We start from the raw sequence: 15,273 nt of genomic DNA on the forward strand, positions 1-15,273 counted from the left end.
GCCGTGATCACCGCTGCGATCACCCCGGTCGGGCCGGGTCGGCCCTCAGATCAGCGCCGCGGCCGAGCGGCCGGCGACGCGGCCGGAGAACAGGCACCCGGCCAGGAAGGTGCCCTCCAGCGCCTTCCACCCGTGCATGCCGCCGCCGCCGAAGCCGGTGGCCTCGCCGGCCGCGTACAGACCGGGCAGCACTGCACCGCCCGGACGCAGCACCCGGCCGTCGAGGTCGGTCTCCAGCCCGCCCAGCGTCTTGCGGGTCAGCACGTGCAGCCGCACGCCGACCAGCGGGCCGCCGGCTCCGGAGAGCAGCTCGTGCGGGTCGGCGGTGCGCATCCGCCGGTCCCCGACGTACCGGCGGGCGGCCAGGACGGCGGCCAGCTGACCGTCCTTGCCCAGGCCCGAGCGCACCTGTGCGTCGTGCTGCCGCAGGTGATCGCCGACCACCGCGGCGTCCAGCAGGTCGGCGCCGGTCAGCTCGTTCATCCGGGCCACCAGCGCGTCCGGGCCGTCCGCCGTGACGAAGTCCGAGCCGTCGTCCAGGAACGCCTGCACGGGCCGCGCCGGCCCGGAGCCGACGACCCGGCGCAGCAGCGCGCGGACCGAGCGGCCGGTGAAGTCCGGGTTCTGCTCCGACCCGGACAGCCCGAACTCCTTGGTGATGGTGGCCAGGTCGGTGACGAACCAGGAGTGATCGGCGGCACGGTCGGTGGCCGGGTCGGTGGCCCGGTCCGCGGCGGCCCCGTCGGTCAGGTGCCGCAGCGAACCGCCGGTGTCGAAGCCGGGCCACAGCGGCGGGGGCAGCCGCCGACCCGCGGAGTCCAGCCACAGCGGGGACGGCCCGGACAGGATCCGGATGCCGTGGTGGGACCACACCGGGCTGTGGTTGGTGATGCCCTCGGGGTAGTGCCACATGCGGTCGCGGTTGATCAGGCTGGCGCCGGAGGAGGCGGCGACGCCGAGCATCAGCCCGTCGGTGGAGTCCGGGACCCCGGACAGCATCCGGGCCGGCGCCGCGGCCGGGCCTCCGGGCCAGAACTGCCGGACCAGGTCGTGGTTGGCACCGATGCCGCCGGACGCGATGACCACGGCATCGGCGTCGATGCGGAAGTCGCCGACCACCCGGCGGGACGACGGCGCGCCCCGCACCGCATCGTCCGGCGCGAGCACCTCGCCGCTGACGCCGGTGACCGCGCCGCCGGCGCCGGTCAGGCCGGTGACCCGGTGCCGGAACAGCACCCGGATCCGTCCGGCCCGGGCGTGCGCGGTGACCGTGCGGACGAACGGGGTGACGACGCCAGGACCGCTGCCCCAGACCACGTGGAACCGGGGCACCGAGTTGCCCGGGCCCCCGGCCAGGCCACCGCGTTCGGCCCACATCGGCAGCGGGAAGAGGGCGATGCCCGCCTGGCGCAGCCAGGCCCGCAGGTCGCCGGCGGCGAAGTCCAGGAACGCCTCGGACCAGCGCCGGGGCCAGTGGTCCTCGACCCGGTCGAACGCCGCGGTCGCAGCCCAGTCCTGCCGGGCCAGGTCGAGACTGTCGGTGATGCCGACCCGACGCTGTTCCGGACTGTCGACGAGGAACAGGCCGCCGAGCGACCAGTAGGCCTGACCGCCGAGCGATGCGCCGGGCTCCTGGTCGACCACCACGACGGTGCGGCCGGCCGCCGCGGCCTCGGTCGCAGCGACCAGGCCGGCGAGGCCCGCACCGATCACCACGACATCCGCGCCGCTCACCGACTGTGACGACGTTCGCTCGGCCTGTTCCGATGTCATGTCCGCTCCACTCGGTCCCGGACGCCGCCGTCTCGTCCGGGCCGGACGGGAACCGGAGCGGCCGACGGCGCGATCGTGACACATCGCCCGCCCGGCGGCCCGGGATCGTCCGGCGCGGTGTCCGTTCGCCCGGAACGAAGCTGGGTGACCACCGGGTGAGGGCCCGGGCCCGGACTTCGCTCCGACTCGGTGTCCGTCGAACGTGGACGGACTCCGACCGCTGGGTCGGGTGAGAACGACGACGCGCAGTCACGTGCGGTGGCGTGACGTCCACCGATCCGGGGATCGTGGCTCCGAGTTGTGTGTCGGTCACGGGCTGTACGACTACGATTGCATGATGAGGGGAGGCGTCGTGGAGGTCGTTGCGCAACCCGCGGCCGACCCGTTGATCAGGACACCAACACGATACCGATCTGTGATCTTGGTGGGCGTGCTCGGCGTGGTCGTCGGCTTCACCCTGCTCTTCCTGTCTCGTCCGGAGCCGTCGCTGCCGGACCTGCTCCGGACTCCCGGATTCGTCCTCCTGGCCGCTCTGGTGGCGTTCACGGACTGTTACCGGCTGGTGCCGTGGCTGCGGGACGTCCGGTTCCGCCCCGGTTACCCCTGGTCGGTGGTGCTCTCCCTGGCGGCGGTGATCGCGTTCGGACCCGCGGCGGTCGTCCTGCTCGCGCTCAGTGGGGTGGTCGACGCGCTCATCGGGCAGCGCCGGAACCGGCGCCGGGCCTGGGTCAACCTGATCAAGTTCGGCTGGCTCGCCCTGGGCGTGGCCGGCGTCAACGAGCTGATCCTGCTGATCCTGGGCACTCCGCTGCCCCGCGAGAGCGGCCAGGTCGGCGGCATGGTGCTGGCCGGCGTCCTGCTCGCCGTGACCGTCATGGCCGGGTACGTGGTGCTGCGCGGGGTGCTGGCCTGGGCGGCCGATCCGGTCGAGTGGCGCACCGAACTCGCCGCGGCCCCCCGCACCGCACGGGTGTGGGGGATCAGCCTGCTGGTCAGCCCCCTCCTCGCCGCGATGGCGCTGTGGAACCCGATGACACTGCCGCTGGTCGCGGTGGCCGTGGTGGCCGTGCACGAGGTCTCCGCGTCGGTCGTGCGCACCGCTGTCCAGGCCGGCACCGACCCCCTCACCGGCCTGCCCAACCGGCAGTCGTTCCACCGCGAACTGCGCCGCCGGATCGCCCAGCTGGCCCGCAAGGGCCGCCCGGTCGGGGTGATCGTCGTCGACCTCGACGGCTTCAAGGCGGTCAACGACACCTTCGGCCACCTGGTCGGCGACGAGGTGCTGGCCGCGGTGGGACGTCGGCTGGCCGAGGCGGCCGGCCCGCGCGACCTGGTCGCCCGGATCGGCGGCGACGAGTTCGCGGTGCTGGCCGCGCCGGGCACCGTCAGCCGCGGGGTGCGGACCCTGGCTGATCAGCTGGGCGCGGCGATCGAACGCCCGCTGCAGCTGACCGAGGTCAGGCTGGAGCTCGGTGGCTCGGTGGGCTGGAGCATCACCGACGACCCGGCCGCCGACCCCGCCGATCTGCTGCACGGCGCGGACCAGGCGATGTACCGCAACAAGCGGGAGCACCGGCGGCTGCCGGTGTCGGTCGGGCCGGTGCACCGGTACGACGTGGACGGCCGGGTGGTGTCCGGGGCCGTCACCGGATCGGCCGCCCTGCCCGACGGCTGGGGTCGGCCGATGTGGTCGGTCAGCCCGCAGGGTGGCGCGTCGGCCGGCTCGCTGATCTGGTCGGCGCTCCGACCGCCGGCCGTCGCCCCGGCCGGAGGCGTGGACGCCGTGGATGTGACGCGCGATGGCGTCCGGCGCGGCGGCGGTCTGCGGTGAGGCACCGGCTGTTCACGCCGGCGGAATCGTGGTCGACTCTGTCCGTCGAGGCCTACGGGGGCCCGTTGGGCCGGACACCGGCTGCGTTCCGGTGGTTCCTGGCCGGGTCGGTGCTGGTGCTGGCGATCGCGCTGGTGCTGCTGGCCGGGGCACCGGGCCCGTCGCTGGCCGACATCGCGGTCGAGCCGGGCTTCATCACCCTCGCGCTGCTCATGGTGGTGGCCGACGTCTACCCGCGGCTGCCGCGGATGCGGGCGGTGCACGGGTTCCCGGAGCAGCTGATCTTCTCCACGCCTCTGACCATCGCCGCGCTGCTCGCCTACGGGCCGGCGGCGGTGGTGTTGTTCCTGCTCAGCGGGGTGCTGGTCGGCTTCGGGGGGCGCTGGTGGCGCACCGCGCAGGTGACCGTGCTCTGGGGCCTGCAGGGTGCGGCGGCCGCCACCGTGGTCGCTCTGGGCGGACCGGATCGCATCAGCGGCGCCGTTGCCGAACATGCGGACCCGGCCGGTTCCTGGGAGCCGGCCGGCGCTGACCTGATGGTGCTGGTCACCGTGGCCATGGTCGTGGTGATCGAGGCCCTGAACATCGTGCTCATCGGCCTGCGCCAGCTGACCTTGCGGGTGGAGTCCTGGGACGACTACCGCCGCTCCTGGTGGCGCGGGCGGCTGTCGGCGCTCATCGGCCTGGCCGCCCCCATCGGCGCGGTCACCGCCGTGACCGGCCCAGCCATGGCGCCGCTGCTGCTGGTCGTCACCGTCGGCTCGTTCGAGGGCATCCGGGCCATGTACGTCGGTACGGTGCTGGCGGCCAAGGACCCGCTCACCGGGGTGGCCAACCGGGCCGCGTTGATGGCCAGGTTGCAACGGCAGCTCGAGGTGCTGGGCACGGACCGAGGCGGCGGCCGCATCGCCGTGCTGCTCGTCGACCTCGACGACTTCAAGGCCATCAACGACCGGTACGGCCACGTCGCCGGGGACAAGGTGCTCACCCAGGTGGCCCGGCGGCTGGCCACGGTCACCCGGTCCGACGAGGACCTGGTCGCCCGGTTCGGCGGTGACGAGTTCGCCGTGCTGCTCGGCGGGGACGTCTCGATCAACGACGTCAACCGGATCGCCGAGCGCATCCGGATGCGCGTCGCGCTGCCGGTCACCATCGGCACCGAGCTGCTCACGGTGGGGGCATCGGTGGGCTGGGCGGACACCGCCACCCCGACCACCACGGCGATCGAGCTGTTCCAGATGGCGGACGCCGAGCTGTACCGGATCAAGGACAGCCGGGGCCGCCCGGCCGGTGCGCGGGCGCGGACGGCCGGACCCCAGCCCGTCGGCGGGCGTCCGCCCGGCCGGCGTGGTCCGGTCGGCCCGTTCCCGGCCGGCCCCACGTGGACCATGACGCCCGGCTCGGTGTCGGTCGCCGGCCCGGACCGGCGTCGGCGAGCGCATCGGGCGGAGGACGCGGTGGGCCCGCGCGTCGTGCTGCCGGCCGGTGCGGACGCGCCGCCGGCCGACCGGCCGTCGCCGGCCCGGCGCCCTGACCCCGCGGCCGGCTCCCCGGGCGGCGGCGCGCTCGACGGCGTCACCGCCGGCGGTCCGATCCTGCCGCCGCAGCCCGGCAGCCGGGACTGATCGGATCGGCCCCGTCGACCGGCTCGGTCGCCGTGTCGCACGGTGCGCGCCGGTGCGCCGGTAGGCTGACCCGCCGAGCCGGTCGGACCGGCCGACCGCTGCAGCGACCGGGTCGGCACGGAGAGTTCCGGCCCGAGCCAGGAAGGAACCGCAGGAACCCGACATGGCCCCGCCCGCCCCGCTGCGCCTCCACAATTCGCTCACCGCTCAGGTCGAGGACTTCGTCCCGATGACCCCCGGACGGGTCGGCATCTACTCCTGCGGTCCGACGGTTTACTCGTACGCACACCTGGGCAACCTGCGGGCCTACGTCTTCAGCGACGTGCTGCGCCGCACGCTGGAGTGGCGCGGCTACCAGGTCGACCAGGTCGTGAACATCACCGACGTCGGCCACACGGTGGGTGAGTCGGACCTCGGCGAGGACAAGGTCGAGGCGGCCGCCCGCCGCGAGCTCAAGAGTGTGCAGGAGCTGACCGGTCACTACACCGAGGCGTTCCAGGCCGATCTGGCAGCGCTGCGGATCAAGCCGCCGACGCACCAGCCGCGGGCGTCCGAGTACGTCCCGCAGATGATCGAGTTCGCCAAGGTGCTCGAGCAGCGCGGTGTCACCTACCAGCTGGCCGACGGCCTGTACTTCGACACGTCCAAGGACCCCGAGTACGGGGTCCTGGCCAAGGCCAAGGCGGGGCTGCTCGAGCAGCGCGAGCTGAGCGCCGAGGGCAAACGGCATCCCGCGGACTTCGCGGTGTGGCGGGCCGACACCGCCACCGAGCGCCGGGTGATGCGCTGGGACTCGCCGTGGGGACCGGGAGTCCCGGGCTGGCACCTGGAGTGCTCGGTGATGAGCCTGGAACTGCTGGGCCGGCACTTCGACATCCACACCGGTGGGGTCGACCACCGGGAGATCCACCACGTCAACGAGATGGCGCAGAGCGGCGCCTTCCTGGACGAGCCGGACACCCGGTGGGTGCGGACCTGGTTGCACAACGAGTTCCTGGTCGCCGGTGGCCGGAAGATCTCCAAGTCGGCCGGCCGGATGCCGTTGCTGCGGGACATCGTGGCCGGCGGGCGGCCGGCGCTGGCCTACCGCTACCTGGTCCTGATGGCGCACTACCGCCGGCAGCTGGACTTCACCGAGCAGAACCTGATCGGCCAGGCAGCCGGGTACGCCCGGTTCATCGCGCACTGGGGGCCGGGCGGCGCCGACACGGCGCCGACGACCTACGACGCGTCGGTCGCCCAGCTGGGTGCGGCGGCCCGGGACTGGCTGGCCCGCATCGACGCCGCGGTGGCCGACGACCTGAACACCCCCCGCGCGCTGGCCGAGATCCGCGCCATGATGCGCAGCGACCTGCCGTTCGACGAGCAGCGCCGGGTGGTGCTGGCCGTGGACTCGGTGCTGGGACTGGGGGTCGGCGCCGAACCGGCGGAGCCGGATACGGGCGGTGCCGTGTCGTCCCCGGATAACCCCCGGCTGCCCGAGGTGGAGCAGGCGCTGGCCGACCGGCAGCGGGCCCGGGCCGACCGCGATTTCGCCCGGGCCGACCGACTGCGGGACCGGCTGCGCGAGCTGGGCGTCGAGGTGACCGACACGCCAGGGGGCCCGACGTGGCGGTTCGTGACCGGAGACACCTCCGGGTGAACACCTGCAGGCCCCGGTCGGTCGATGTGCCACGATCGTCGGCGACGGGCGGTGTCCGCCCCCGTCCCGGACATCTCGCCCGTCCGGTGAACCTGTCGCGGTCGACCGGTGTCGCCCGACCGCCCGTCCGAGCCCGCTGACGCGGCCGGCTCGTCGTCGCCCTGCCCAGCCGTGTCCAGTCGTTCCGCCCCGGAGGAAGCACCCATGACCGAGAGCCCCGCCGACACCGGCGTCTCCAGCGACATCACGTCCGGCGAACCGCTCGGGCAGGGCCCGACGCGGACCCGGGAGTTCGAGCACCTGGCCGAGCACGGCCGGTTCCGTATGCTGGTCGACGGTCGAGAGGTCGCGGTGCTCGATTATCGGCGCCTGCCCGACCGCTGGAACATCGTGCACACGTTCACCGATCCGGCCGTCCGCGGCTTCGGGGTCGCCTCAGACCTGGTCCAGTACACACTGGATGCCGCGCGGGAGCAGGGCGTGCACATCGTGCCGACCTGCCCGTACGTGTCGTGGTGGGTCACGGACCGACACCCCGAGTACCGCGACCTGATCGCCGACTGACCGCAGACCGACAGCGGACCAGGCTCCAGGACGCGGGCGGCACGGTGACCACGCCGACAGCAGACGGTCCGGGCGACGACGCCCGGGTCGGGCCGGGTCAGGCCGTGCCGCCGGACGGTCCGCCACCCGGGTCACCACCGCCCGACCCGGGCCCCGCTGCGAGCGCCCACGACCCGGATCCGTCCGGGGAGCTGACCGCGGCGTTGCGGGACGCGATCACCGAACTCGACCGGCACGAGGCGTCCGGCGAGGGGCGGCCGGCCGCCCGCAAGGCCCGTCGCGATCTGCGCAGCACGCTGTCGTCGGTCACCACCCGGCTGATGGCCGAACGCACCCTGCGGGCGGCCGAGGTGGCCCGGTCGGCGGCCGAGGCGGTCGAGGCCGCCCGGATCGCGGCCGAGGAGATCGGCGTCGAGCCGGCCGAGGAGGTCAAGGACGGCCGGCTCGCGCGCCTCGGCGGGCGGACCGGTCCGCTGGCCGCGTTCCGGATCGGGTTCTTCGCCGGGCTCGGGTTGCTGCTGGCCTACGTCACCTACGAGTCGCTGGACTCCATCCGCAGCACGCTCATCCTCATCGCCATCGCGGCGCTGCTGGCCATCGGCCTGGATCCGCCGGTCGGCTGGTTGATCCGCCATGGGTTGCGCCGCAGCCTGGCCGTCACGGTGGTGTTCCTGGCGTTGCTCCTGCTCATCGCCGCGGCCATCTACGCGATCATCCCGCCGATCGTGAACGAGGTCGGGACGTTCGTCACGTCCGTGCCCTCGCTCATCGCCGGGCTGCAACGCCAGCAGTGGATCCAGGACCTGGACCAGCGGTTCAACCTGTTGCAGCAGCTGCAGGACTCGAACTTCATCCAGAACATGGTGTCCGGAGCCTCCGGCGGCATCGTCTCGGCCGGGGTCACGGTGGCCGGGATCATTGTCGACCTGCTCATCGTGCTGGTGCTGACGCTCTACTTCCTGGCCGGCTTCCCGCAGATCAAGCGGACCGCGTACCGGCTGGCGCCGGCGTCCCGGCGCCGCCGCATCAGCCTGCTGGCCGACAAGGTGCTCAAGCAGATGGGCGGGTACCTGTCGGGGGCGACGCTCATCGCCATCCAGGCCGGCCTCGTCGCGGGGGTGTTCGCCGCCATCATCGGGCTGCCGTACCCGTGGGCGATCGCGCTGGCCGCCGGGGTGCTCGACTTCGTGCCGGTGGTGGGACCGATCCTGATCGGCATCGGCATGACGCTGCTGGGCTTCACCCAGTCGTTGACCCTGGGCATCGTGGCCGGACTGTTCTACCTGTGCCAGCACCTGTTCGAGGCGTACTGGCTGTATCCCCGGGTGATGCGACGGACGGTCGACATCTCGACCGGGGCGGTGGTGGTGGCCATCGTCATCGGCGGTGCGCTGCTCGGCGTCACCGGTGCGATCCTGGCCGTCCCGGTGGCCGCGGCCATCAGCCTGATCGTGCGCGAGGTGGTCATGCCGATCCAGGAACGGTCCTAGCGGCTCAGGTCAGGGCGTCGAGTTCGTCCTGGGCGGCCTGTCGGTCGGCTTCGGCTGCAGCCCGGTGGTACTGCTCCATCTCTCGGTGGTGGGCGACGTCGCCGATCTCCTGTTCGGCCGACCGGGCGTGGACGCCGGCCGCGGCCAGGTGGCGGTCGGCCGCCTGGGTGTGCGCGGTGGCCGCCCGCCGGTGCGCCGCCCGGTCCCGTTCCCGGGCCCGCGCCAGCGCGGCCCGCTGGGCCGAGACGTCGTCCTCGGTCAACCCGATGCCGCGCTGCAACCGGTCCCGCCGCAGCCGCAGCTCGGCGGCGCGCTCGGCCGCGGCCTGGCCCGGATCCTGGGCCGGCCCCTCCCCACGCGTGTTGCTCACCAGATCAGCCTGCCCCGGCCCGACCGCGCCGTCCAGCGCCCGGCTCGGGACGGCGCGATCGGTGCCGCCCCGCCCCGGGCCGGAGCCGGCGGGCGTCAGGACCGGGGCGGACCGCTCGGTCGCCGCAGGATCAGCACCACCGCGACGACGACCACCACGGCAGCGACGGCGAGGACCACCCAGATCCAGCCGGCCAGGCCACCGGACGAGTCCTGCGCGGCCGGGGTCACCGCGGCCGTCGTCGAGGGAGTGGTCGACGGATCGGTCGCGCTCGGGCTGCTGACGCTCGAGCTGGTCGGGGCCGAGCTGGTCGGGGCCGTGGTGGTCACCGAGTCAGTGGTCGGCGCGGTCGTCTGGACCAGCTGGAAGCCGATCTGCCCCTGCACCGGGTGCCCGTCCGCGGACACGATCCGGTAGGCGACGGTGTAGGCGCCGGCCGCCGGCAGCGCCCCCACGGTGGCGGTGACCGAGGTGCTGGCCACCTCGGGGGTGCCGACGTCGACCGACTGGCCGTCCGGCCCGGTGACCACCACGACCGGCTCGAAGTTCTGCACGGGCTGGTCGAAGGTCAGCGTCACCGAGGTGGGCGGAGCGTCCAGTTGGCTGCCGTCGGCCGGATCGCTGGAGACGAGCACGTTGTGCGCGGCGGCCGGCAGCGCGGTGGCCAGCGGCGCGGCCAGCGCCGCCACCAGCACGGCGACGGCCGCGAGCAGCCGTCGGACCGGGGCACCGGCCCCGCCGCGTCCCCCGGGCCGGGGCCCGGCGGGCTGGTCAGCCCGCCGGACACCCGACTCGGTCATGGTCGGCACGCGCATCACCGACGCGCCCGGGCGGTGCGGACGCCGACCGCGGCCAGCAGCACGGCGACCGCGGCCAGAGCGATGCCGATGGCGCCCAGGGTGCGGGCGGTGCCGTCGTCGGACGCCGGGGTCTGGGCGGCCGTGACGGTCAGGTCGTTCGCCGCCGAGGTGGGCGGCGCCGTCGAGCTGCTCGAGGTGCCGCCGGCCGTCGCACCGTGGACGTGAGCGCCGTCGGTGTCGGCGGCGGCGGGCTGGACGGTGAGCGTCGGGGCCGGGTGCTCCGGCTCCTCGGCATCCGCGGCGGCCACCTCGTCCCAGTCCACGACCGAACCGTCGTCGTAGACCTGACTGGCCGGGAAGCTGATCGACTCGACGTCCGGCACCGGGCCGACGGACACGGTGAACTGGCCGAACTGGTCCTGGCCGATCGAGGTGCCGGCATCGGCGGTCCAGGTGATCGAGGTGACGGCCTCGTCGATCGTGACCGTGCCCTGGGTGACCGGGGCGGGCAGCGGCTCACGGACGACCTCGGCGGTCCAGCCGGGCACCGGCTGGTACCGCACCGACGCGAACGGGGTGTCGGTGGGGAACTCCACGGTCAGCGCGGTGGTGGCCGCGGTGGCCGACTCGTTGGGCACCCGGAAGGTCAGGGTGCTGTAACTGCCGGCGGTCGCCGACGACGGGTTGACGGTCACGTGGGCGGCGGCCAGACCACTGCCGAGCAGCATGGCCGCGGCGGTGGCGGGCACCAGGGCCGCCCAGCGAACGGCGCGTCGGCCGGTTCGGGCGGGAGCGGGGTGGTCGAGGGTCGGATGCATCAGGGTTCGCCGTTCTCGAGGCAGGGGGTGACGCCCGCGGTCGGAGCGCCGCGCAGCCCGGGCATCGGGTCGCGCGGCGACGCCGGTCGACGGGGGCGTCACCGGGAGCGGTCGGGGGTGACCGGAGGTGCCGGGGCCGGACCGGTCGCCGGGGCGACTGCGGTCCGGGGGCATGGTCCGGTCAGCCGACCGGCGGCCCCCGCCGGGCGGCGAGCGGACCGCCGCCGGCCACCGCGACGGGCTGGGGCGTCGACCACGGCAGCTGCGCCACCCAGGACGGCGGTGCCAGCACGGCCGGGACGGCCAGCGCGCGGGCGACGGTGCGGCGCCAGGCGGCGGCCAGCCGGAACGCGGCCCGTTCCGCGACGGCCAGCACCACAGCGGTCGCGGCCGCAGCGACCAGGTGGAAGCCGGCCATCGCCCACAGGTCGACGGTCGCGGGTGCGTGGTCGGCCAGCGAGAACATGAGGTGGAACAGCACTTGAGCCGCGAGCAGGGTGCCCAGCAGCTCCGGCCAGCGCGTCGCGCGCCGGGTGGCCGGGTACCAGGCGAGGCCGAGCACCACCGCCGGGGCGGCCGCGGCCCCGACGTGCGGGAGGCCGCCGCCGCCGAGCTGGTGACCGAGGCCGGCCAGCAGGGTGGCGGGGACGACGAGGGCGCCGGTGCGGGCCAGCCGCCAGTGCACACTCGTCGGGTCGAACACCCGGTCAGGGTATCGGCGCGGGCCGACCGCCAGGACCGTCCGGGACCGCACCCGGCCGGTCGCGGGTCGGCTCAGGGGGCGTCGGCGCGGACCAGGAAGGTCAGCAGGTCCGCCTCGATCTGGTTCAGGTCCCGGTGGATCGCGCGCAGCGTGGCGCGGCGGCGGCCGGACGGCATGGACGCCGCCGTCTCCACCGCGTTCGACAGGTCGGCCAGCCGACGCCGGGCGGCGTCCACGAACCGGACGACCGGCGGTTCCGAGCCGCGGCGACGCATCAGGTCCTCGATCGACCCGGTGAGTCCGTCGATCCGGGCGGCGGTCGGGCCGGTGGGTCCGCGGTAGGCGCCGATGCGGTCCGGGTCCACCCCGAGCCGCTGCGCCCGCTGCTGGTCGACCAGCTTGCGGATGCCCACGGAGGCCTGGATGGCGATCGGCGTGACGGTGGGCCCGACCAGCTTGACGATGGTCAGGCCGCGCCGCGCGACCTTGGGGTCGGTCAGCGTCTGCACCAGGTTGGCCGGCTTGGTGCCGGGCACCGTGACCTGCTTGCGGGCCTTCTTGGTCACCGTGCGGCTGCCGGACGCGGTGTCGGTCGAGCGCGAGGTGTCACCGGTCGTCGACCGGGCTCGAGATTTCCTGCGCAGTGCCACGTCGCTCCTCTCGACGACCGTCCCGGCCCGGGCGGGCACCCGGGCCGGCAGGTCGGACCAGTCGGACCAGTCGGACCAGCCGGTTCATCAGCCTAGTTGCCCGGATGCGGCCGGGGCACACAGACCGAGCGCCCGCACCTGCCGTGTCAGCCCGCGGGCGCCGTGTCACAGTGGGACGGCCGCCCGTCGCAGCTGAGCCGGAGGTCAGGGGATGGATGCGATCACCGCACCGCCGCCACCGCGCAACGAACCGGTCTGCGACCACGCCCCGGGCAGCGCCGAGCGGGCCGACCTGCTCGCCGCGCTGGACGAGTTCGCCGAACCCCGCGAGCTCCCCGCGGTCATCGGCGACCGGCGCCGTCCGGGTTCCGGACCGCAGTTCGACGTGCGGGCGCCGCACGACCACCGGCGGGTGCTGGCGGTCAGTGCGGCCGCCGACGCAGATGACGCCCGGCTCGCCGTCCAGGCCGCGCTGGCCGCGGCCGTGCCGTGGCGGGAGACGCCGTTCGACGAGCGGGCCGCCGTGCTGCTGCGCGCAGCCGAGCTGCTGGCCGGTCCCTGGCGGGCCCGGATGAACGCGGCGACCATGCTCGGGCAGGGCAAGACGATCCAGCAGGCCGAGATCGACGCCGCCTGCGAGCTCATCGACTTCTGGCGGTTCAACGTCACCTTCGCCCGGCAGCTGCTGGCCGAGCAGCCACCGGCCCAGGCGCCCGGGGTGTGGAACCGCACCGATCACCGCCCGCTCGAGGGATTCGTCTGGGCCATCACCCCGTTCAACTTCACCTCCATCGCCGGGAATCTGCCGACCGCGCCGGCCCTGATGGGCAACGTGGTGATCTGGAAGCCCTCGCCGACCCAGCAGCTGGCCGCCTCGCTCACCCTGGACCTGCTGTTCGAGGCGGGACTGCCGCCCGGGGTGATCAACCTGCTGCCCGGCCGCGGCCCGGAGATCGCCGAGGTGCTGCTGGCCGAGCCGGAGCTGGCCGGCATCCACTTCACCGGGTCCACCGAAACCTTCCAGCAGTTGTGGCGCACGGTGGGGGAGCGGATCGCCGGGTACCGCACCTATCCGCGGCTGGTCGGCGAGACCGGCGGCAAGGACTTCGTGATCGCCCACCCGTCGGCCGACCCGCAGGCCCTGGTCCCCGCGCTGCTGCGCGGGGCGTTCGAGTACTCCGGGCAGAAGTGCTCGGCGGCGTCGCGCGCCTACCTGCCCGAGTCGCTGTGGCGCCGGGTCCGCGACGAGCTGGCGGAGCGCACCGAAGCGCTGTCGGTCGGGGCCGTCACCGACCTGAGCGCGTTCACCTCGGCGGTGATCGACCGTCCCGCCTTCGACCGGTGCTCGGCCGCGCTGCGGCGGGCGCACGCGACGGACTCGATCAGCGTGCTGGCCGGCGGCACCGCGGATGACGAGGTCGGCTGGTTCGTCCGGCCCACCGTGCTGCACGGGACCGACCCGCGGGACGAGATGTTCTCCACCGAGTACTTCGGGCCCATCCTGTCGGTGGCGGTGTACCCGGACGACCGTTTCGAGCAGGTGCTGCGCGAGGTCGACACCGCCTCGCCGTACGGGTTGACCGGGGCCGTGTTCGCCCGGGACCGGGCCGCGCTGCACACCGCGCAGCACGCGCTCCGGTTCACCGCCGGCAACTTCTACCTCAACGACAAGCCCACCGGGGCGGTCGTCGGCCAGCAGCCGTTCGGTGGTTCCCGCGCGTCCGGGACCAACGACAAGGCCGGAAGCGTCGGCAATCTCGCCCGCTGGACGTCGCCCCGCACGATCAAGGAGACGTTCCTGCCCGCCCCCGGCGTGACCTACCCGCATCAGGGCTGACCGATGGATCCGCTGGGAAATCTGCTGCTCGCCGCGTCCGCGCGCCCGGAGGTGCGGACCGCCCTGCTGCGCGTCCCGGTCACCCGCCGGGTGGTGCAGCGGTTCGTGGCCGGGGACACCGTGGCCGACGCCGTCCGGGTGGTGGCCCGGCTCCGGGACCGTGGCCTGCCGGTCAGCCTGGACCACCTGGGCGAGCAGCATACGGACGCGGAGTCGGCCACGGCCGCCGTCGAGGCCACGCTGGGCTCCCTGGACGCGCTCGCGGCGGCGGGACTCTCCGCGGGCAGCGAGGTGTCGGTGAAGCTGTCGGCCATCGGACAGGCCGTGGCCGGAAGTGGCTCCGAGGCCGTCGCCCTGGCCACGCGCAACGCCCGGCGCATCGCTGACGCAGCCGCGGCGGTGGGCGCGCTGGTCACGCTGGACGCGGAGGACGCCGGCACGATCGACGACCTGCTGCAGGTGCACGCCGAACTGCGGCGGCACCACCCGGATGTCGGGGTGGTGCAGCAGGCGATGCTCCGCCGCACGGAGTCGGAGCTGCCCGGGCTGGCGGCGTCGGGAGCGCGGATCCGGTTGGTCAAGGGGGCCTACGCGGAACCGCCCGAGGTCGCCCACCAGGACCGCGCCGCGGTGGACCGGGCCTACGCGCGGTGCCTGGCGGTGCTGATGGCCGGCCCCGCCCACCCGATGGTGGCGACCCACGATCCGCGGTGCATCGTCCTGGCCGGGGAGTTGGCCGGCCGCACCGGGCGGAGTGCGCAGGACTGGGAACACCAACTGCTGTACGGCATCCGACCGCAGGAGCAGCAGCGGCTGGTCGACGCCGGCCGGCGGGTGCGGGTCTACGTGCCGTGGGGGACCGAGTGGTACGGCTACTTCACCCGGCGGCTGGCCGAACGCCCGGCCAATCTGCAGTTCTTCCTGCGGTCATTGGTGACGCATTCCTGAGACGGCCGATGCATTCCTGATCACCATCCCCGACCATCATCCTCGGATCTCGACGAGGTCGGCTGTCACTCCTGTCGCGCGCGAGCACCTGGCGGAGGCGATGAGCACAGCGGTCACTGCGCGGGGCGATCGGGTGAAACTGAGGGCACGATCGGTCGTGTCGTCCTCCCGGCGATCCCTCTGTGGTTCCCCTGGGTGTCCGTCGGCACGTTGCCGTGCCTG

The 15,273-nt window shown here is 74.2% G+C and carries 13 protein-coding genes; 7 read left to right on the forward strand and 6 right to left on the reverse strand.

The window, feature by feature from the left end; all coding sequences use genetic code 11:
- Nucleotides 1-45: 45 nt before the first annotated feature.
- Complete coding sequence (locus JL106_RS17525) at nucleotides 46-1,773, reverse strand: FAD-binding dehydrogenase (RefSeq protein WP_236007876.1); 1,728 nt, start codon at nucleotides 1,771-1,773, stop codon at nucleotides 46-48.
- A gap of 415 nt (nucleotides 1,774-2,188) precedes the next feature.
- Here JL106_RS17525 and JL106_RS17530 point away from each other — a divergent pair, with 415 nt between their 5' ends.
- From JL106_RS17530 to JL106_RS17550, 5 genes are all read left to right on the forward strand, one after another.
- Entirely contained in the window at nucleotides 2,189-3,604 is a 1,416-nt protein-coding gene (locus JL106_RS17530) for a GGDEF domain-containing protein (RefSeq protein WP_205262052.1), read from the forward strand.
- Nucleotides 3,605-3,669: 65 nt separating this feature from the next.
- The gene (locus tag JL106_RS22225; protein ID WP_328842565.1) at nucleotides 3,670-5,229 is read left to right on the forward strand and encodes a GGDEF domain-containing protein; all 1,560 of its coding nucleotides are present in this window, start codon (nucleotides 3,670-3,672) and stop codon (nucleotides 5,227-5,229) included.
- Between the two features lie 163 nt (nucleotides 5,230-5,392).
- On the forward strand, nucleotides 5,393-6,871 hold the full coding sequence (gene cysS / locus JL106_RS17540; RefSeq protein ID WP_205262053.1) for a cysteine--tRNA ligase: 1,479 nt from the start codon (nucleotides 5,393-5,395) through the stop codon (nucleotides 6,869-6,871).
- Nucleotides 6,872-7,075: 204 nt separating this feature from the next.
- On the forward strand, nucleotides 7,076-7,435 hold the full coding sequence (locus JL106_RS17545) for a GNAT family N-acetyltransferase (RefSeq protein ID WP_205262054.1): 360 nt from the start codon (nucleotides 7,076-7,078) through the stop codon (nucleotides 7,433-7,435).
- A 44-nt stretch (nucleotides 7,436-7,479) separates the two neighbouring features.
- Nucleotides 7,480-8,925 carry an AI-2E family transporter gene (locus JL106_RS17550; protein WP_205262055.1) on the forward strand — a complete coding sequence of 482 codons (1,446 nt, stop codon included), beginning with the start codon at nucleotides 7,480-7,482 and terminating at the stop codon, nucleotides 8,923-8,925.
- A gap of 4 nt (nucleotides 8,926-8,929) precedes the next feature.
- Here JL106_RS17550 and JL106_RS17555 read toward each other — a convergent pair whose 3' ends face one another.
- From JL106_RS17555 to JL106_RS17575, 5 genes are all read right to left on the reverse strand, one after another.
- On the reverse strand, nucleotides 8,930-9,295 hold the full coding sequence (locus JL106_RS17555; RefSeq protein WP_205262056.1) for a hypothetical protein: 366 nt from the start codon (nucleotides 9,293-9,295) through the stop codon (nucleotides 8,930-8,932).
- Nucleotides 9,296-9,390: 95 nt separating this feature from the next.
- The gene (locus JL106_RS17560) at nucleotides 9,391-10,095 is read right to left on the reverse strand and encodes a copper resistance CopC family protein (RefSeq protein WP_205262057.1); all 705 of its coding nucleotides are present in this window, start codon (nucleotides 10,093-10,095) and stop codon (nucleotides 9,391-9,393) included.
- 14 nt (nucleotides 10,096-10,109) lie between these two features.
- Nucleotides 10,110-10,844 (reverse strand): YcnI family copper-binding membrane protein, encoded by a 735-nt coding sequence (locus JL106_RS17565; RefSeq protein WP_205262058.1) that lies wholly within the window; start codon nucleotides 10,842-10,844, stop codon nucleotides 10,110-10,112.
- A 250-nt stretch (nucleotides 10,845-11,094) separates the two neighbouring features.
- Nucleotides 11,095-11,616, reverse strand: a complete 522-nt coding sequence (locus tag JL106_RS17570) for a hypothetical protein (RefSeq protein ID WP_205262059.1) — start codon at nucleotides 11,614-11,616, stop codon at nucleotides 11,095-11,097.
- Between the two features lie 71 nt (nucleotides 11,617-11,687).
- Nucleotides 11,688-12,266 (reverse strand): DUF6474 family protein, encoded by a 579-nt coding sequence (locus JL106_RS17575; RefSeq protein WP_205262060.1) that lies wholly within the window; start codon nucleotides 12,264-12,266, stop codon nucleotides 11,688-11,690.
- Between the two features lie 211 nt (nucleotides 12,267-12,477).
- Between JL106_RS17575 and pruA the strand changes: the two genes are divergently transcribed.
- On the forward strand, nucleotides 12,478-14,103 hold the full coding sequence (gene pruA, locus JL106_RS17580) for an L-glutamate gamma-semialdehyde dehydrogenase (RefSeq protein ID WP_205262061.1): 1,626 nt from the start codon (nucleotides 12,478-12,480) through the stop codon (nucleotides 14,101-14,103).
- A gap of 3 nt (nucleotides 14,104-14,106) precedes the next feature.
- The gene (locus JL106_RS17585) at nucleotides 14,107-15,051 is read left to right on the forward strand and encodes a proline dehydrogenase family protein (RefSeq protein ID WP_205262062.1); all 945 of its coding nucleotides are present in this window, start codon (nucleotides 14,107-14,109) and stop codon (nucleotides 15,049-15,051) included.
- Nucleotides 15,052-15,273: the final 222 nt, after the last annotated feature.

The sequence above is a fragment of the Nakamurella leprariae genome (genome assembly GCF_016918035.1).
GTDB classification, from domain to species: Bacteria; Actinomycetota; Actinomycetes; order Mycobacteriales; family Nakamurellaceae; genus Nakamurella; species Nakamurella leprariae.